This window comes from Ruegeria sp. HKCCSP351 (genome assembly GCF_017872535.1).
GTDB lineage: Bacteria > Pseudomonadota > Alphaproteobacteria > Rhodobacterales > Rhodobacteraceae > Ruegeria.
Window position 1 is genome coordinate 1 of record NZ_JAEDOV010000010.1, and the last position, 18,564, is coordinate 18,564.

Below are 18,564 nucleotides of genomic sequence, written 5' to 3' on the forward strand. Positions count from 1 at the left end.
CGATCGCAGAGGCCATTGAAATCTAACAACTTGGGCCGTCTTCGCGGACGGCCCAAACAAGACCTTGGCGAAATCTGCGGCGAACAGCGACGAGGAGCCCAGAGCGACGGTCTTCTTGCGGAGCAGGCAAGGACATCGCTTTAAAGTTTCAACTGACACGGCGTATTAGAAAATTCAGAAAAAACTGCCCGTCAATCCTGCGCGGCTCGTAGACAAGCCTTCTTCCTGGCGAAAGTCCTTCGGGCAGTTTGACGCTTATATTGACCTTATAGGGTGTCGCCTGCCCGAAATGCGAACTCAATGTGAAGCGCAATTTCAACTGACCGGAGTCATCGAATTTGCCAGTGAAGTCCCTAAACCAAGGCCCTTCGGCCGCAAAGCCTTGGGCAGATAGCAAGGTCAGCTTGTCTCCATTGCGATTGATGCGCAAGGCTGCAAGTGGCTCGATTTTTCCGGGGAAATAGGCCTTGTCGGGCCGACTGGTTGTTTGCCAATAATCATCGTCCCATCTGCGTCTGATTAAGACAATGTAGTCACCATCAAAAGTCGCGAAAGACGGCGCGACCAACTGATTACAGACTCTTCCTTGCTCTCCTCGAAGTGCGGCAAGAGTTTCACTGGTCTCGAGGCTCTCAGGCGTCAGTCCAAGATTCTCTCTAGCGCTGATATACCGAGAGAAAGCAGATCTCGTGCGTGGGCCCGCAACACCGTCCGCTGTGCCAGCGCTGCAGCCAACGCGATTTAGCTCAGTTTGTATATCACGGATCAGGCTGCGCGTCTCTGTATCATCCTTCGCGCTTTGAGGCGATGTCGGCACAAGAGCTGCTACTTTGTCTCGCGCAGTACTACTGTTGCCCGGCACTTCGTCCTTCTGGTGCTCAGCAAGCAAGTCGTCCCGCAACGAAAGGGCGAGCGCGACTGCAAAATGATCCCTTTCGCCTTCGTATCGCTCCAGAAACATCTCGATCGCATCAAGCCTTCCGAGCGAACGCGCAAGTTCAAAGTCCGCATAAATCTGGTCTTCGACACGCTCAATTTCTTCCTCTGGCGTCGAGCCTGCAGCCGCATCTGGAACAAGAAAAATGTCTCTGGCGGGAAGCGAGCCATAAGTAAATGGCTCCTGATAGCCTTCTGTCAGAGTGTAAACCCTGTCGCGGACTCGCCGAAACAACTTGCCAATCTCAAGTCCGGGTTCCTCGATGTGGTTGAGCAGAGCCTGAGCATAGGGGCTGTTGCGGCCATCGCCGTCAAGCGCCAGCGTTCCGCTCCTTGCAGCATATCCAACCAACACACCTCCCGGATCGATACGTGCAAGTCCGCGTCCAATTGAGCGGGTGCTGTTTGTGCGCTCCATAGTCGCGAGGAATGGATTGTTGCGGCAGGCGTCAACCAACACGATCTTCAAGCCGGGTGCGCCCGCGATGGAGCTAATCAATGTGTTGAGGCGGATTGCCTCGAGTTCGATGTCACGGTCGCTCCGCAGTTCCGCACTGACAGGGATCAGGAAGTTCGTGTTGTCCAACTCGATGCCGTGGCCGGCGAAGTATACGATGACCGACTCGGCGTTTTTTGCCTTTTCTCCAAAGTCACGTATGGCAAGGCGCATGTCGCGGTAATCCAGATCAAGACCTGTTGTGACCTCAAACCCGATCCTGCGCAATGCCTCTGCAATGTCGATCGCATCATTCGACGGGTTTTTGAGATTGCTGACATGTTGGTAGTTCGCATTGCCAATTACCAAGGCAACTTTGTCCGCCAGCACCATCGCAGGCAGAAAACAAAACACAACTGAGAACAGGATACGCTTCATGTGAAATATCGCCGTTAACGCGTCTACCATATGAACGTTTCCACACTTTCGGAATTCAATCAATATGACCGGCGTGGACAAGCTCTAGCTCGGCTTAGGCCGCATAGCGGAGTTCGGGATTGACACGACGAAGGTTCGTTTCCCGCCCATTGCGCCAGTTTCGGCATGGACCATTCATATGAAGTACGAACTCGGAGCCGCCTTGCGGCGGGACAGAAAGATGCTCGCTTGGGAAGCTATCTAAACGTCAGCTTCCGCATTTCCTGCGAGCATGCGTAGCGACTGCAGCGAACTTCCACTTCCCGCGCTTCGTGCCGTACTTCAGCCCCCTACCCGTCCCGATCTAGCTTTAACCAATATCGCGTGTACCGGAGTTCACCCGTTCGGATCAAAGCGCCCTTCTCTACCAGGTTCTGGAGATCCCGCGTTGCTGTGGCGCGCGATGTTCCCGTGATCGAGATATAGTTCTCAGCGCTCAATCCCCCTGTGAACCCATCCGGCCCAGCCTTGAACAAACGGGCGATTACCTTGCTTTGGCGAGTGTTGAACTGATCACGGTACCGATCATAGAAGTGCGTCTTGGAAATAAAGAAACCAACCCGCTCAAGCGTCACCTGCTGTGCTGTAAGGACAGTTTCGGCAAACCAGACGAGCCACGGTGTGACTTCCAGCGTCTTTTGATGGCGTTCGAGTTGGTCGTAGTAAGCCTTCCGCTCTCGCTCGATCGTGAAAGCAAGGGCAATCAGACTTGGCTGACCGATATTCTGGGCCAAGGACTTTTCAGCCAGCGCCCTACCCAACCGGCCATTGCCGTCCTCAAAGGGATGAATGCTCTCGAAATACAGATGGCTCAAACCGGCCCGGATCAGTGCGCGCAATGGTTCGGGACCATCCGGTGCGGTCCGGTTGAACCAGGCTACGAACTGGTCCATTTCAGCCGGAACCTGATGTGAAGGTGGAGCTTCGAAATGCACCGTTGGGCGGTCGAGCCTGCCTGAGACGATTTGCATCGCATCCTCATGGCTCCGGTATGATCCAATCGTTTCCAGATGCCTGTCATGGGACAGAAGCATGTCATGCCACCGAAACAGGGTGTCGTGTGACAGTGGTTCCGAATAGTTGGAATAAACATCCACCATCATTTCAGAAACGCCCTGCTCGCGCGGTTTGGATGGATAGCTGTCGGGAGCCAGTCCAAGATGTCGGCGCAAGGAAGATTGCACGCTGAGACGATCCAGCATCTCACCTTCGATCGCGCTGGTCTTCATTGCTTCTTCGCTTAGCAGGTCGATACGCAATTGATCTCGATCCGATGTGTTCACATGATGAACCGCTCCAAGAACTTCCCCTGAGGACAACAGGAACTGTTGCTCGTATGGTTCGAGTCTTGCGGCGTCGTAACGAAAGGTAGGCCAGTCAGGGTTCTGCCAGTTCCACATCGTGAGGTATAAGCTTCCTTTCTATAACTCACTATTTATGGTTGCGTGATTTATAGAGGTCAATCCTATAGCTCACCTTTTTCAGACCCTTCGATCCAGTCATCACTTGGAGGTGTAATCTGAAAACGGTAAATTTCATCCTGTTTCCCCAAATTTACGTAGCATTGGATGTCCGCGAGAGCATTGCCTTTGGAGACAATTCGCCCTTTTCGATCTTGGCCAGCAACGAAATCAGGTAAGCCCCTGGAGATTGTATGTTCTCAGCACGTTGAAAGATGTATCCGAGAACAATGAAGCGAATAGCTGGGCCAAAAGTTGATTTCATTGCATACCAGGTTTGGCCAAGCCGTAGATACTCGGCGATATCATCCATAAGCCGATCACAGTGGTGCTGATCTTTTGCAAAGCGTAGTTCTGAGCATAGCCGTGGAAAACTGCGCTCCATTTGGTCTGGAGAAACCTGAATCTGAGAAAGCTTTTCTTTCTTAACTTCCGGATTCAAAGAGTCCTCTTTGTGCCCCTCAATTTCACTGTCACTGGCCCTCAAATTTTCTGTATCAGTCTGTGTTATCTCGGAGATTTCCACAGAGATTTCTGCCAACAGCTCGCTGAGTACATTCGCATCTGGTTTGCGACGCAGAGCATTGCGTACGGTGGTCACCAAATCAGAGATCGCGGTGTCATTTGCTACGAGTTCCTTAAGGCGCGCCAGAGCGGCGGAAACTTTGTCACGGAGTACAGTGAACTCGAGAACGCGATCAGCATGCCTCTGGGCTTCCTGAATGAACTCAGCGTGCCGTTCAGACAAAGGCATCAAGGAGAGCCCAGTTGCGGTGACCACCCTGCCCTGGCGATCCCGGCGCGCCCATCGCTTACCGTTTGCGCTCATGACGCGGCGGATAAGTCCAAGGTCCACCAGCGTCGAGATATGACGCTCAACTGTCTGCACGCTGACATGAGTTCGTTTGGCTATCGCCGCGTTGGACGCGAAACAGATGTGATGATCATCCTGGTCCGCAGCAATCTGATCACCGCCCATAAAGGAAACCATCGCTCTCAGGACATTGAGAGTTGTGGATTTTAACCCAAGAGGTTCTCTGGCCTCTTCAACGGCGCGAAGAAGTATCCATTTTTTGGGCGTACTGTTCCCCTGCCCTGCCGTTCCCGACAAGGTCGCTCCAATTGGAGCCAATGCTGTTAGTGTTTTCATGATTATCTATCGGCAGACAAAAATTACCCGTTCGCTCAAGAGCGTTTTTTCTTGTGTGGCGATTCGGGTGCTGCTAGATTCTAGGTGTCTAATCTAAGAATTGCGCTTTGCGCAGCAGCCCTCGAAGCTCCGGTTTCGGGGGTTTTGTTTGTTTGCCTTCCTCCTTTCTGCTCGTCCTCAGTTCTTTTTCTTGGCGTTTACAGCTGTAAACTCAGCGTGTGAGCGCTTAATGATTTCAGCCATGTTTTCGTCCAACCAGCTAGCGAAGCCAGCGTTAGCTCCGGTCCTTTTGACCGAAACAGTTAGTGATCCGTTGGTAGATTTGATTGTAACGCCTTCGATTGGGTTGAGTTCGGCTGCACCTTCTCTTTGTCTTGCACCGCGTTTGGCAGCTGCTTTTAGGAGCATTTCCAGCCGATCATCTGACGACATCGATGGCTCAATGGTTGCAAGAAGATTTGCAGCTTCATCTTCCGCTAGCTTGCCTGCAACGAAGTGCTCTGCAAGCACGGTCCATTTTGGGCGGCCTGATTTTGGGGCTGCGCCGATCATGTCACCAATCTTTGCAGGAACATGTTGCGTAATTTTTGTCAGGTGAGACAGCCCTGATTTCGAAACGTTCAATACTTGCCGCACCGTTGCCGTGTCATGCCCGGAAGTCAGGATCGCCTCGGCGAAACGTGCTTTCTCGTAGAAGGAAAGATTGCGCCTCGCAGCATTCTCAAGCCCTTTGGCGAGAAGCGCTGAAGCATCGTCGATATCCTGAACATTGGCGCGGACTTTAATACCAAGTTCACGACAGGCTTTGAGCCTCCTCCGTCCATAAATTGCCTCGTATCGACCGTCGGATTTCGATCTTCTGACAAGAATGGGAACTTGTTGGCCACCGTCTTGTATACTCGACATCAAGCTTTCAAAACTATCGTCTTCTTCGTCAATGTTTACAGCTGTAAACTCACCGAGCCTATCGGCAGGCCCCCAGTCGTCGATCAGAGCAGGGTCAATTTCCCTGATTGCGGCAAGAGAGCCCTGAAGCGCACCAAGAGCAGGGGCATTGGGTTTTGGAGTTTTATCGATGGCCTTGGGGCCAGAGCGCGCGATGGTGTTTGCGATCCCCGACATCTCCTGAAGCGACTTTCTAGCCATTAGCTGCGTCCCCATGCTTGATGGATCATTTGCTCTACCTCAGAGCCGATCGCATCCATTGAGTTCTTTGCCCGATCATAAGTTGCGCGTGTCATTTCTGACCGCACGACTTCGTAAATTGATTGTTTGAGCATTGTGGCGTCACTGACCGCGGTGCTTTTGAGGGCTGTGGCTGACATAACGCGATCCTGAAACAGTGCCCGCATGAACGAAGCCAGTTGTTGAGACGGTACGTCTGTTGGCTCGTCACGCGTTATCAGGAATTTGAAGTTGTCGTATTCGAGCGTAGCGCCGGCATCTTCAATGACTGCCATGTAAGCACCAGCGAGTTCGAGAAATTGAGCCGTCGAAGACACGTCCAGCATCGAAGGTGTAAGTGGCACAAGCAATGAACTGGCGGCCGCCATCCCAGCAATTGTCAAGAATCCTAGCTGAGGTGGGCTATCAATCAGAACAAGGTCAAAATCTCCTTCCACCTGGGCCAGGGCATTCCGTATTCTTGTAAAGAACGGATGGTCTGGGTTGGAGTGAACGGCAGATTCTGTCTCAAATTCGGAAAGAACAAGCCGTGACGGAGCCACAGAGAGACCGGGGAAGTACGTCGGAAGCACGACGTCCGCCATATCTACCGGATCTTCATATCGAATAGCATCGTAAATCGTCAGCCCGTCAAACTCTATTTCGGGGCTTATGCCGCACATGGATGTAAGAGAGCCTTGAGGATCCAGATCAACAGCCAGCACACGGTAACCGCGAAGCGCAAAATAGTGAGCCAAGTGAATTGTTGTGGTGCTCTTACTGCTGCCGCCTTTGAAGTTCATCAACTGCCAGACTTGGAGCTTTTCTCCTTCAGTCCGGCGAGGGACATAGCGCCCTTTTTTGCGTGAGGTTTTCTCAAGCGTTTCGCGAGCCTCCCAAAGTTCTTGGGCAGTATAGTAACGCCTACCGCTGCGTACGTCATTCGGTTCAGGAATCGTTCCCTCTGCGTGGACTTTGCGCATGAATTGACCTGAGACTCCTAAGAGTTCAGCAGCTTCTGGCGCTGCAAAATTTCGCAGTGATTTGGTGTTGTCGGGGGCAAATGCAGCAAGTAGATGTTCCCGGATAGCCGAGTTTAATCTCTCAGATATTTCCGTGGCGAGTGCCGATGGTCTTTCTGCCGCAAGTGGTGTCACGGGAATCATGTAGTTGCCTCAAATTAAAGAATGTGGTCATTTTTGCGCCACTTGAGATAAACAGCCGTGATTCATAGCACTAAGTCAAGGATTTTCGCCTATATTGTAGGTTTTCCAACGCGGAGGACTACATACGCTTTGCATCAGAGCAGGGTGGTTTACAGTTGTAAACTCGGTTGAGCGGGATCATGGGTTCTTTCAGTCGATGAAGTTCTAACGTAGGCATGCGAAGGCATTCCTGTAAAACTCCTCCCTATGCTCCGCTTTGAGTAGAACGCCTCTAGCATGGAGTTGGAGTGAAGGCCGAACGGCTTTTGGCGCAAATTGCGCAATTGGGAAGGGCAGGGAGCTAGTTGAGCTGATTGGTCAAATTCTCTCACCAACAATTTCGTTATCGAGTTTTCTGCGATACCAACTTCGTAACAATACTTCTGCGCCAGTACGGGAGTACGATGCGGTGAGAATGGCATGGCGATCTGGGTCAGATACACCGAGCTCAGCCCGTGCGCAGAGGAAAACACGCGAACATTCCGGCTAGAGTCAGCCGCTCGCCAATTGCCCAAGAAATGGCATACCGTGAGGGCGGGGTTTCGGGAATTGTGCGCCTGTAAGTTGCGACGGAACACGGAACTGTCCTCGATCCAGTGCAGCTGTGCTTGCGCGGCGCGGCTTTTGACGCAAGTCTCTACCGTCATTGGATTCATATGGGATCACAGACATGATCCGTGTGTTCACGTCCCATTAGCGTCCATAAAACCAGCTTGCTCGAATTAGTGATTTTGGGCTCCTCAATCGTTGAACAGACGGTCTCGTTGGCATATATTGCCAAAAAGGAGGCTTACGCCATGGTAACCCGCAATGTTGTACTTACAGAATCGCAGGATCAACTGGTGCAGAATCTGGTTGCGTCCGGTCGATATCAGAACGCCAGTGAAGCGTTGCGCGCCGGCCTTCGGCTTTTGGAGCGGGAAGAAGCGGGGCTGGAGTCTCTCAAACAAGGCTTGCAGGAGGGTGTAGCGCAGGCTCAGGCCGGAGATTTGGCAGAAGGCAGGGGTTCGGATGCGATCCGTCGTGCCTTTGCAAGGGCACGAGCCAAGGCGTGACCAGACCCTTTCGACTGACACGCCGCGCTGAATCCAGCCTGGTGGAAATTGCCCGATGGACCATCGACAAGTTTGGATCGCATCAAGCCGATCTTTATGAACAAGAACTAATAGCGCGCTGTCAGGCCATCACAGAGGGCAGGGTGGCCAGCCGAAGTTGTTCTATATTGGTCGAAGAGGCGGCGGATCTCAGATATGTGCGCGCAGGAGAGCATTTCCTGGTTTATCTGGATCAGCCGGACGCGGTGATCATTGTTGATATCCTGCATTCCCGTTGCGATCTGCCGCGACATGTTTCCGCGCTGGCCACGTTAACAGATGCGACAGGAAACAAGACATAGGCACAGCAGCCGGAGTTTCCCTCAAGCGGGGATTATTAAATAGTCAGTAACTACTCACCCCAGTAGATCAGTCGCCGGGTTATCCGCGATGTCCACATCGTCGTAGTATTTCTGCGCCTGGGCCATGGAGCGATGCAGGGAGAGGCGCATCGCGGCCTGGATCGGGGCGCCGTCCAGCGCGGCCTGGGTCAGGAAGCCCGAGCGCAGCCCATGGGGGGAAGCGAACCCGTCCGGCAGGCCCGCCAGTTTCGCCCGACGCTTGACGATCTGCGCGATGGCATCCGGGCTGAGGCGGCGGGTTAACACCCGATCGGCTTTTGAAACAGGCCGGAACAAGGGGCCGTCCTGAATCTCACCCACCTCGATCCAATGGGCCAGCGCTTGGGCTGCGCGGCCTTTCAACACCAGCCGCGGCGTTTCACCTTTGGTTGTCGTCTTGGTCTCCAGCAGTGAAATCCAAACCAGGCTTTTCTCGTCGAACTCCTTCAGCGAGACGTCTTCAAACATCAACCCGGTGATCTCCGAGCGCCGTCTACCACCCGAAGCCCAACCCAGCATCAAGATGGCGCGGTCGCGGCAATCCCGCCGGGACCCCCGACAAGTGGACAGCAACTGCTCGAGCACATCGCGGGTAATCGGTTGCTGCGATTTTGGGGCAGGGGGCCGGGCGGCGGCGCGGCGCGCCTTGGCACGGGCCTGCTTCACCTGCGGCGCATCAAAAGGGCTGGTCAGGTTCTTCATTCGATGAAAGGCCAGCCAGGAGGCGATGCGCCGGTCCAGCGTAGAAGGGGCCGGGCAGGCGAGGGACTTGCGTAGCCCTTGCGCGATCAACATCTCGGCACTCTGACGCGCGACATCCTCGGGCGCGGCATCTCCCAGATCGCGGGCGTGATCGAGAATGAAGGCCAGCGCTGTGGCCTCGCTCTCGGGCCAGTCCAACGGCACTCCGAACCGTGCTGCCTTCCAGGCCGTTACATAGAGCAAATCGCGCTCATAGGCCCTGAGCGTGTTGGCGGGTGTGCCGCGGACATAGAGATCGGTCAGGGCGTCCTGGTCAGACTGCGACAGGGCAGGGGAGGGGGCGGGGAGATAGGGCTCAGGGGTGCTCATACGGCCCACTCTGCGCCCATTTTCCCGCAAAATCAATTATACTTGATAAGGGGTACTTATCGAGTGTAACTTGAAACTGATAGCGCAACAAAAGTAACGAGCAAAAGTAACAGATTTTGCGCGTAAAGTAGGTAGAGGGCTTGCGGAATAATAAAATCGGAGGTTCTGTCGCAGGTCTGTAAACCAATTGGCATCGACATTGCGCTGGAACCGTTGGCAAACTAAATGAAATGAACAGATATTTTGCCACTGAATTGCCTTTCTGGAAGTTTGCCAGAAACACGCTGATCGTCAGTTGCCTTGCGTTGTTTCCGCTGTTGGCCATCTTCGTTTTGCGCACGCCGGGCTTTGCGACGCACCTCCTGAACAGTGGTCCCGCGTTTGTTCGGTTTTTGCGTCAGGTGGTGACGAATGGGTTGCCGGTCGTTTTCCTTTTAAATTATCTCAGCTTTTTTCTTTTCGCCGTTGGGGTAAGGGCGCGGGGCAGGGGGGCCATCCCGGCCCGGTATCTGCTAATTGACCTGCTGCTACGGGCCGTCCTGTTCATCGCGCTGCACGCGCTGATCTACGCGCTTTCGGCAGACTGGTTCGGGTCTTTCGGCGGTGATCCCGTAGTGGCGTTGCGGGTAGTCGGTCCGACGCTGGTACGCTCCGCCTACTTCGAGAACATCTCAGGCGTTTACCTGTACGCCACGCTGGTCGGAGCGCTGCCGCTATACCTATCCGTCGTTCAGAGCCAGATCGCCCACGGTACTGGATTTGCAGCCCAACTGGCACGTCGCGTACCTGGGCGCGGCGGACCTGTGACATTGGCCCTGCTACTGATGGCGGTGTCAGTGGTCGTTCTGACCACCGCGGCGGCGCTGATTGTCCGTTTACAGTCGGTTTGGGGCTGAAGGGTCAGAACGCCCTGCGTATCGCGAAGGAGACTGCGTAATCGCGTTCAAGCTGGGGCCCATCCAGATCTTGATACACAGGGATCACGCCCTCGATACCCAGGCGCGTGCCCGCCAAAACGCCCGACCCCGGCACAAGGTAATTCACTCCGATTCCGATACTCAGAAACTGGCCGCCGCGCAGGGTCGGATCAGCGGTGGGCACCATGCCTGGGTTCAGGCGCGCATCCGACCCGTCAATGTTTTCCACGATGTCGCCGACCACCCGCAACGAGGAGCTGAACTGGTCATTCCAGCGCCGTGCACCCCAAACTGTTGCTGAATAGACGTCACCCAAGGTGTAACCGGCATCATTCTCACCCATCCGGATCACGGCGGCCAGCTGGGCGCCCCAAGACCAATCCGCGTTCTGGCCCGTATAGGTGACGCCCGGCAGCAGGTCGTAGGTGCCTGAACCCAGTTGCATGGGGTAGGGCAGCAGCTGGTCCGGCCCAGCTGGCGTGGTGTCGGTCTCGTCTATCGAGCCAGTCGGCAGACTGAGGCCAAGAGATAGTTCCAGCACCTGCCCGTCGGATTTGTAGATATCATATCCGCCGATGATCTTCAGATCGCCAAACCCCTGTGCCCTGGTCTTAAAGGTCTGGCCCATGCGGGTCTGGTGCTTCATCGTCTTGCGGGTATAGGGCAGCATCGCCATCACCGAGATCTCGTCGGTCACACCGTACATCAGGCCGACCATCGCCATGTTCATGCTCATGCTGAGCGGCGCGATCGGATACTGCGACAGAACGTTCGAGGTAGACAGCGACTGCGTTCCGGTACGATTCCCGTCCATCTCCATGTTCATGTAAGAGAACACAGGCATCAAAACACCCTCGGGTGGATGCATACCGCCAACGACACCCGTTGGCGGCACCGCGTCGGGGCGCATCATCCTGGACATGCTTCCCATACCTGACATGTTGCTGGAGGCTTGCGGGTTCATCGCCACGTTGTCAGCCGGACGGGTTTCCGGTTGGGCCATGGCAGTTGACCCAAGGCTCAGCCCCCCAGCCAGTATTACAGCCTGGAGGCGTTGCCAGACGCACGTAATCTTGCTGTTGCTCCGTGTCATGATGCCCTCGTGTTCGTTTGTTTCCTGAGTCCCTGCCCTGAAAACAAAGTGTTCGGTACGTCCATCGGTGAAGTCGAAATGGTGGGGGTCTCCAGCGCTGGAAGGTCAAGGCCGCCGGCCAGATTTGCGCTCGTCAAGCATGCATCAGCCGAAGGGGGTGCGGCAATAATGCGCTTGACCCTCCAGCGCTGGATTGTCGGACAAGGCCGCAAAACCGGAAATCCGGAGGGATTGGAATGATACCGGAAATCGGGCAGTTCGCCCTGGCGCTTGCCCTGGCCGTGTCCTTGGTGCAAAGCGTATTTCCCTTGATTGGAGCAGCACGGAACAATGTCATGTGGATGCGATCGGCATCTGCGACCTCGGTCCTACTGACAGCGCTGGTTGCTATCGCCTTCGCCGCTCTGATGTGGTCCTTCGTGGTCAGCGATTTCACTGTGCTAAATGTGGCCAGCAATTCTCATTCGCTGAAACCGATGCTTTTCAAGGTGGCTGCGACCTGGGGTAGCCACGAAGGGTCGCTGCTGTTGTGGATTCTGATATTGGTGATTTTCGGGCTGGGTGTGTCTCTGTTGGCTCGGAACATCCCACTGAAACTCAAGGCGCGCACTCTGGCAGTGCAGGCCTGGATCAGCGCGGGGTTCCTGTCATTCATGCTGTTCACCTCGAACCCGTTTGACCGGGTGTTTCCGGCACCGCTGGATGGTCAGGATTTAAATCCGCTGTTGCAGGATGTCGGCCTGGCTATGCACCCGCCGTTCCTATACCTGGGTTACGTCGGCTTCTCTATCGTATTTTCTTTCGCCGTGGCTGCCCTGATTGAGGGGCGGGTCGATCCGGCATGGGCGCGGTGGGTCCGACCCTGGACATTGGCGGCCTGGGTGTTTCTGACACTTGGTATCGTTCTGGGCAGCTGGTGGGCCTATTACGAACTGGGTTGGGGCGGCTGGTGGTTCTGGGATCCGGTCGAGAATGTCTCGTTTATGCCCTGGCTTGCTGGCACAGCGCTGTTCCATTCGGCCATTGTGACCGAAAAGCGCGGCAGCTTCAAAAGTTGGACGATCCTACTGGCCGTTTTGACCTTCTCGTTGTCCTTGTTGGGGACATTCATTGTCCGCTCAGGCTTGCTTACATCGGTCCATGCGTTTTCGGTCGATCCCGAACGCGGCATTTACATCTTGGCGCTGTTGGCTGTCGCGATCGGTGGTTCATTGACGCTGTTTGCCATACGCGCACCGGAGATGGAGGGCGGCGGTCTTTTTGCCCCGATCAGCCGCGAGGCCGGTTTGCTTATTAACAACCTGCTGCTGGCCACCGCAACGGCGACGGTTCTATTCGGTACGCTTTATCCGCTTTTGCTTGAGGCTGTGACAGGTGAAAAGATTTCGGTTGGACCACCTTATTACAACGCCAGTTTCGTGCCGATCATGCTGGTTCTAGTCGTTGTAATGGGGATTGGGCCGCTGTTGTCATGGAAGCGGGCGGATTTGCGCGGTGTTCTGTCCCGGCTCAAATGGGTGGCCGGGGTTAGCCTGCTCGTAGCGTTGCTTGTGTGGTATCTGGATACCGGCGGCCCAGCCTTGGCGGTAGTGTCGATCGGCCTTGCGGTTTGGTTGCTGGGCGCTGTGCTGACAGAGTGGGCCAGCCGAATTAAGCTGGGTGAGGCACCGTTGGCCGAGTCCCTGCGTCGGGCCCGCAGCCTACCGCGTTCTCATTACGGCATGGTCGTGGCCCATGCGGGGTTGGCTGTCTGTATGATCGGCTTTATCGGGTCCAGCGCTTGGAAATCCGAGGTCGTGACTTTTGCCGAGCCCGGAACACAGATTGAGATAGCAGGGTTCGACGTGCGTTTTGACGGTGTGGAACAGCTTCGCGGTCCGAACTATCTGTCTCGCGCGGCCACACTGACGGTATTTCGCGATGGCGCTTATGTCACCACGCTTCAACCCGAGCGCAGGGCCTATCTCGTGGCGGGTACCAGTACGACCGAGTCAGCAATTCGAACGACGTTGGCAGGGGACCTTTACGCCTCAATATCGGAACCGGCGGCGGAATCAGAACAGAGCAAATGGACCCTGCGTATCTTGTATGAGCCATTGGTGGTCTGGATCTGGATAGGTTCAGGATTGTTAGCATTTGGTGGTGTCTTGTCACTCTCCGATCGGCGTCTACGCGTCGGTGCACCACGAAAACGGACTGGGCAGAGCTCCGTTGCGGTGGCGGCGGAGTAGGGCAATGAAACGTCTATTTGCACTGTTCCCAATTACGATTGCCGGCATCCTGGGTGCCTTCCTGCTATGGGGACTGAATCCCGATCGCGATCCAAACGAAATCCCGTCTGTTTTGATCTCGCAGCCGGTGCCTGAGTTCGACTTGCCGCCGGTCGAAGGGCTGGATACCCACGGGCTGTCCAGTACCGATCTGGTGGAAAATGACGGGTCAGCTCCGATCGTGGTCAACGTGTTTGCGTCCTGGTGCGTGCCCTGCCGGGCCGAACATGCGGTGCTGACGCGTATGGTACGCGATGAGGGCATTCGCCTGATGGGCATTAACTACAAAGACAAGCCGCAGGACGCGCGGAAATGGCTCGACGATCTGGGCAACCCTTATGAGCGCATCGGTTCCGACCTGGACGGCCGAGCCGGGATCGAATGGGGGATTTCCGGCGTGCCGGAGACCTTTGTGATTGATGGCGCGGGCAAGGTCGTATTCCGTTTTGTCGGCCCGGTGCTGGGCGACGAGGCAATTTCAAAGATGCGCACCGCGCTGGATCAGGCGCGGGCGGCCGGAGGAGAGGCGTCATGATACGTCGCATTGTAATTACCGCGGTCACTCTGGCGATGCTGGTGTCGCAGCCGGCATTCGCGGTTGAGCCCGACGAGATACTTGCAGATCCGGTATTGGAAGAGCGGGCCCGGGCGATTTCGAAACAGGTGCGATGCGTGGTGTGCCAGAACCAAGACATCGACAGTTCTAACGCTGGCGTGGCGCGCGACCTTCGTCTGCTTGTGCGCGAACGGCTGGTGGCAGGCGACACGGACCAGCAGGTTATGGACTTTCTGGTTGCGCGTTATGGCGACTATGTTCTGTTCAACCCGCCATGGAAGCCATCAACTTACATTCTGTGGGTTGCGCCTATCGTCATCCTGGGGCTGGGTGGTATCGCGACTGCAGCGGTATTGACCCAAAATGCGCGCCGATATCGGAAGTCGCGAAAACAAGAGACGGAACGCGGCGCGAGCGAAGAACGGAATCCCGAAAACCATTCACTCACGGAGCCGCACGCATGATCTGGATTATCTTTTCATTCATGGCCGTGGCGGTGTTTCTGACGCTCGCCCTCTCCGGCCTGGGGCGCAAGACCTCGGACTTGTCGAGACGCGAAAGCGCCTCTGCCATCTTTTCCGACCAGATCGGCGAAGTGGAGAAGGACCTGGAACGAGGAATTATCTCAGCCGAAGAGGCCAAGGCCGCCAGAGCCGAGATAGAACGTCGCCTGAAGGCGATTGACCGGCAATCGGACGACAAAGCGATAATGGGCCATTCCGGGCGTGCGCTGATTTTACTTGCCGCGCTGGTAGTTCCAGCGCTCGGAGCCGGTCTTTATTGGCAACTGGGTAGTCCCTACATCCCCAGCCAGCCATTTGCCCAACGCGAGGGGGAGCAGGCCGAAGCCCGTGAAATCGCCGACCTTGCCGTGCGCCTGAAGTCGCGGCTTGAGGCGGATGAAACCGGCGGGCCAACCGAGGGATGGGTGTTGTTGGCTCAGACCTATATGCGTATGGGACGCTTTGGAGATGCCGCAGACGCGTTCGAGGGGTTGCTGGACCGACCCAATGCGAATTCAGCGCTGGTGTCGCAATATGGCGAGGCGTTGGTCTATGCCGATGACGGTGTCGTTACGCCCAAGGCCGATCGGGCGTTTGAACGAGCCTTGGAACTGGACCCATCGAACCCAGCAGCGACATTCTACAAAGCCATTGGTCTGGAGCAGGCTGGATCGCCTGATAAGGCCTATGACCTACTGAAGACGCGGATGGACGCCGAAGAGGAGTTCCGGCCATGGATGGAGAGTTTTGTGGCCCAGCTTAACCGCATCGCCCCGTCGATCGGACGGGCTCCGGTGAATCTGGCGGCTTTTGCCCCTTCCATGCCCGGCCCAACTGCCGATCAGGTGGCGGCGGCCGAGGAGATGTCAGACGAAGACCGGCAGGCCTTCATCCGCTCGATGGTCGAACGGCTTGCGAGCCGGATGCAGGAAAACCCAGGCGATCTGGACGGCTGGATGCGGCTGGGCAACGCCTATTCGGTGCTGGGCGAGACCGACGGCGCCCGGAACGCCTATGGCAGGGCAAGGGATCTGGCGGATGACCTGCCGCAGGGGGATCCGCGCAAGGTGGCAATCGACCGGGCATTGCTGGAACTGGGGGGTTGATTCCCGCAGCCCGGCGTGGATCGGGCCGGCGCCGACTTCGCGCTGATGCCCAGTGAGCCATCTGGAAAATTCCGGTTTAGGCTATCGCATGCCGATCTTTAGGAGGTTGAGACCATGAAAGTTGAAACGTTTTCTGATCTAATTGTCTGGACGCGGGAAATGCATCATTGGCTCGCCGAATGTTTGGCCCACTGTTCGACACAGTCAGAGCAGGAGCTGGCCAGGATGTTGCTTACCTACCTCGCCGATCATGAGGCTGCTCTGGAGAAAATCGTCGATGGTTTCGTGAAACGAGCCGATCCCAAAGCGCTCAACACCTGGGTATATGACTATTTGGGCAATGAGCCGATCGACCCACATCGCGCCTGCGACAGGCCGTTCGCACAGATGAGCGTCGATGAGATCTGCGAAGCGGTCTTCGATCTTCACAATCAGGTGATCGACTTATATCGGTATTTGCACGGGCGTGCCGAGATACCCGAGGCACGCGAACTCTTTCAGGCGATACTGGATATGGAAGAGCACGAGACCATGCGTTTAGCGCAGCAGAGCAACCGCGTCCGGGATATGTGAACTCCGGGGTCAGGATCCGCTTTCCACGGCTCCGCCCGCAATCGGCGCGGCCTGTTCCATCGCGTCGAGAATGGCGTTCGTGGTCAAGATCTCTGGCAGGGCGATGCCTTCGGGGGCCGACGGGCCGTAGACGATGTTGAAGGGGATCCCGAACCGTCCATTGTCCTCAAGGAAACGGGCGATCACATCGTCGGGGCGGGTCCAGTCGGCCTGCATCGGAATTGCTTTGTCCGATTGCAGTGTTGCCAGAACCTCGCCGCGTTCCAGCACCAGCGCTTTGTTGGCCTTGCAGGTCAGACACCAGTCGGCTGTGACATCGACGAAAACCACCTCGCCGCGCGACACAAGGCGGGCGATTTCGGGGCGGCTGAAGGTAATCCAAGGGATCTCTCCGGCTGGTTCAAGCAGCCTGGACCGGTCTTTGCCGGCAATCGCAACCGGTGCGGCAAACGCTGCGGTCAGCGTCAGCAACAGGGCTGTCCAGCGCAAAACGGGTGGCATCATCGTACTTTTCCAGATCAACAGGACCAGAACAGTTGCAGCCAGCACGGTAGCAGTTGCAGCAGTGTCTCCGGCCACCCCGACCATCACCCAGACCAACCAGCCGATCGTGGTCAGCAGTGCCGCCGACAGGGCCCATTTTAATCCCACCATCCAACGCCCCGGTTTAGGCAGAGCGGCGGTAAGTTTCGGGTGCACTGCAACCAGCAGGTAAGGAATGGCCAGCCCGACCCCCATTGCGGTGAAGATCGCCACGATATCCACCGGTCGGCCGGTCAGGGCAAAGGCCACCGCCGTGCCGAGGAAGGGGGCCGAGCAGGGCGTCGCCAGAACTGCTGAGAAGGCTCCGGTCAGGAAATCCCCGACCAGCGACACGCGGCCCTTTTCGACATGGGCAAGCCGGGTGTTCAGCGACTGCGGCAGCGTGATCTCGAACAAGCCCGCGAGGCTGGTTGCAAAAACCGCCAGCACCACGATCATCACCGCAAGGAAAAGCGGATTCTGGAACTGGATGCCCCAGCCGACGGAATAGCCCAGCGACCGCGCCGCAATGGTGATAGCCGCCAACAGCCACATGAATGTCAGGATTCCGGCTGCCGAAGCCAGGAACCCGGCGCGAATCTGAGCCGCAGAGCGGTCGCGAGCCTTTACCGCCGAGGAAAGCTTGATCGAAAGCACTGGCAGTACGCAGGGCATGACATTCAGAATCAACCCGCCGCCCACCGCCAGCAAAATGATCCAGACCAGCGCGCTGGCTGAAGTTTCGGCGGCCGCGATCTCATATGGTGGCGGGGTAGGGGGAGCGTCGGTACGGGGCGAAAACTCGGCCACGCGGTTGGTGTCGGTAACCGTGACGGACAAGGCGGGGGGGTCCTGTGCCAGAGCGAGGACCGGGAACTGCACCCATAGCTGACGCCTGTCGCCAGCGAGCCGGATGTCGGGTGCACCAAACGCGGTGTCACGTCCCATGTCGGGAAAGACATCAGGCGCATCAAAGGGCAGGTCGCTGGTGAAATTCAGCGTCAGCATCTCGGACTCGGTATCCAGGGTCGCGGCGTCGGACTTCATTCCGCTTGTGTTTCCCGTGGTTGGCACCCGCGACAGAAAGGCATTTATAAGCCGGGCCGAGTCCTGATCCCGACCCGTTCCCTGAGTCAGCGACAAGTCCAGCGAAAACTCGACCGGCACACAGATATCGGAACAGATCAGCGTTGTCACAGCGGCCTTCAAGTCAACTGGCGCTCCGGGGTTCTCGAGTGTGACGGTCAGCGGAAAGACCACTTCGTCCTTGTACCCGAAATTCTCGATCCCGAAGGCGCGAAAACGGATCGGCGCGGGCCAGTGAAACTGTACGTCGCTGACGTTTTGCGAGCCGTTCCAAGTGATCTTGGGCGGAATTCCCACCTCACCAGGCGACTTCCAGTAGGTTTTCCAATCTTCGCCCAGTTTCAGATGCAGTCCTGCAGTGATCGTCTTGACGTCAGGCGCGATCCCGTCCTGCGCGGTAATTATGTGTGCGACCAGGGGCTCTGATTCATACGCTTGGGATGTAGCTGCAAGGCTTGTCCCGGCGGAAGTCTGGCCAAAGATTAACCCCAAGATCATAATACATAAATTTAGGAGTGTTCTTGCCATTGCGCGTTGCCATCGGTTGTTTTGCACCCGTCTCTGCCAGATTCCAGCGCTGGAGGGTCAACGAGCCGGAATGTCA

Annotated in this window: 16 protein-coding genes; 8 read left to right on the plus strand and 8 right to left on the minus strand. The window is 56.4% G+C overall.

Annotated features, from left to right (window positions below; translation table 11 throughout):
• Nucleotides 1–148 precede the first annotated feature (148 nt).
• The 5 genes from I9182_RS17360 to repA all read right to left on the minus strand — a co-directional run bounded on the left by I9182_RS17360 (nucleotide 149) and on the right by repA (nucleotide 6,789).
• The gene (locus tag I9182_RS17360) at nucleotides 149–1,810 is read right to left on the minus strand and encodes a caspase family protein (protein ID WP_170417841.1); all 1,662 of its coding nucleotides are present in this window, start codon (nucleotides 1,808–1,810) and stop codon (nucleotides 149–151) included.
• Nucleotides 1,811–2,139: 329 nt separating this feature from the next.
• A complete protein-coding gene (locus I9182_RS17365) occupies nucleotides 2,140–3,249 on the minus strand; it encodes a Fic family protein (RefSeq protein ID WP_170417844.1) in 1,110 nt (369 codons plus the stop codon).
• 154 nt (nucleotides 3,250–3,403) lie between these two features.
• Complete coding sequence (locus I9182_RS17370; protein WP_170417847.1) at nucleotides 3,404–4,459, minus strand: helix-turn-helix domain-containing protein; 1,056 nt, start codon at nucleotides 4,457–4,459, stop codon at nucleotides 3,404–3,406.
• A gap of 177 nt (nucleotides 4,460–4,636) precedes the next feature.
• On the minus strand, nucleotides 4,637–5,605 hold the full coding sequence (gene repB / locus I9182_RS17375) for a plasmid partitioning protein RepB (protein ID WP_170417850.1): 969 nt from the start codon (nucleotides 5,603–5,605) through the stop codon (nucleotides 4,637–4,639).
• Nucleotides 5,605–6,789, minus strand: a complete 1,185-nt coding sequence (gene repA, locus I9182_RS17380; protein ID WP_170417853.1) for a plasmid partitioning protein RepA — start codon at nucleotides 6,787–6,789, stop codon at nucleotides 5,605–5,607. The genes repB and repA overlap by 1 nt, the downstream gene beginning before the upstream one ends.
• Nucleotides 6,790–7,625: 836 nt before the next feature.
• On the opposite strand from repA, the gene I9182_RS17385 reads away from it, so the two are divergent.
• On the plus strand, nucleotides 7,626–7,883 hold the full coding sequence (locus I9182_RS17385; RefSeq protein ID WP_170417856.1) for a type II toxin-antitoxin system ParD family antitoxin: 258 nt from the start codon (nucleotides 7,626–7,628) through the stop codon (nucleotides 7,881–7,883).
• The gene (locus I9182_RS17390) at nucleotides 7,880–8,224 is read left to right on the plus strand and encodes a type II toxin-antitoxin system RelE/ParE family toxin (RefSeq protein ID WP_170417859.1); all 345 of its coding nucleotides are present in this window, start codon (nucleotides 7,880–7,882) and stop codon (nucleotides 8,222–8,224) included. The genes I9182_RS17385 and I9182_RS17390 overlap by 4 nt, the downstream gene beginning before the upstream one ends.
• 54 nt (nucleotides 8,225–8,278) lie before the next feature.
• Here the strand turns inward: I9182_RS17390 and I9182_RS17395 are convergent, their stop codons facing one another.
• Complete coding sequence (locus tag I9182_RS17395; protein ID WP_170417862.1) at nucleotides 8,279–9,334, minus strand: tyrosine-type recombinase/integrase; 1,056 nt, start codon at nucleotides 9,332–9,334, stop codon at nucleotides 8,279–8,281.
• 230 nt (nucleotides 9,335–9,564) lie between these two features.
• Between I9182_RS17395 and I9182_RS17400 the strand changes: the two genes are divergently transcribed.
• A complete protein-coding gene (locus I9182_RS17400) occupies nucleotides 9,565–10,230 on the plus strand; it encodes a hypothetical protein (RefSeq protein WP_050605729.1) in 666 nt (221 codons plus the stop codon).
• Between the two features lie 4 nt (nucleotides 10,231–10,234).
• On the opposite strand, the gene I9182_RS17405 is transcribed toward I9182_RS17400, so the two are convergent.
• Nucleotides 10,235–11,344 (minus strand): transporter, encoded by a 1,110-nt coding sequence (locus I9182_RS17405; protein ID WP_170417865.1) that lies wholly within the window; start codon nucleotides 11,342–11,344, stop codon nucleotides 10,235–10,237.
• Nucleotides 11,345–11,580: 236 nt separating this feature from the next.
• Between I9182_RS17405 and I9182_RS17410 the strand changes: the two genes are divergently transcribed.
• The 5 genes from I9182_RS17410 to I9182_RS17430 all read left to right on the plus strand — a co-directional run bounded on the left by I9182_RS17410 (nucleotide 11,581) and on the right by I9182_RS17430 (nucleotide 16,352).
• Nucleotides 11,581–13,575, plus strand: coding sequence for a heme lyase CcmF/NrfE family subunit (locus tag I9182_RS17410; protein ID WP_170417870.1), 1,995 nt, complete (start codon nucleotides 11,581–11,583; stop codon nucleotides 13,573–13,575).
• Nucleotides 13,576–13,579: 4 nt separating this feature from the next.
• Complete coding sequence (locus I9182_RS17415) at nucleotides 13,580–14,149, plus strand: DsbE family thiol:disulfide interchange protein (RefSeq protein WP_170417873.1); 570 nt, start codon at nucleotides 13,580–13,582, stop codon at nucleotides 14,147–14,149.
• A 35-nt stretch (nucleotides 14,150–14,184) separates the two neighbouring features.
• Nucleotides 14,185–14,634: a cytochrome c-type biogenesis protein gene (locus tag I9182_RS17420; protein WP_237215943.1), complete on the plus strand. Its 450-nt coding sequence runs from the start codon at nucleotides 14,185–14,187 to the stop codon at nucleotides 14,632–14,634.
• Complete coding sequence (gene ccmI / locus I9182_RS17425; protein ID WP_170417878.1) at nucleotides 14,631–15,779, plus strand: c-type cytochrome biogenesis protein CcmI; 1,149 nt, start codon at nucleotides 14,631–14,633, stop codon at nucleotides 15,777–15,779. Before I9182_RS17420 ends, ccmI begins: the two co-directional genes overlap by 4 nt.
• Before the next feature lie 114 nt (nucleotides 15,780–15,893).
• A complete protein-coding gene (locus I9182_RS17430) occupies nucleotides 15,894–16,352 on the plus strand; it encodes an ATPase (protein WP_170417881.1) in 459 nt (152 codons plus the stop codon).
• Nucleotides 16,353–16,361: 9 nt separating this feature from the next.
• Here the strand turns inward: I9182_RS17430 and I9182_RS17435 are convergent, their stop codons facing one another.
• The gene (locus I9182_RS17435) at nucleotides 16,362–18,458 is read right to left on the minus strand and encodes a protein-disulfide reductase DsbD domain-containing protein (RefSeq protein ID WP_170418009.1); all 2,097 of its coding nucleotides are present in this window, start codon (nucleotides 18,456–18,458) and stop codon (nucleotides 16,362–16,364) included.
• Nucleotides 18,459–18,564 lie beyond the last annotated feature (106 nt).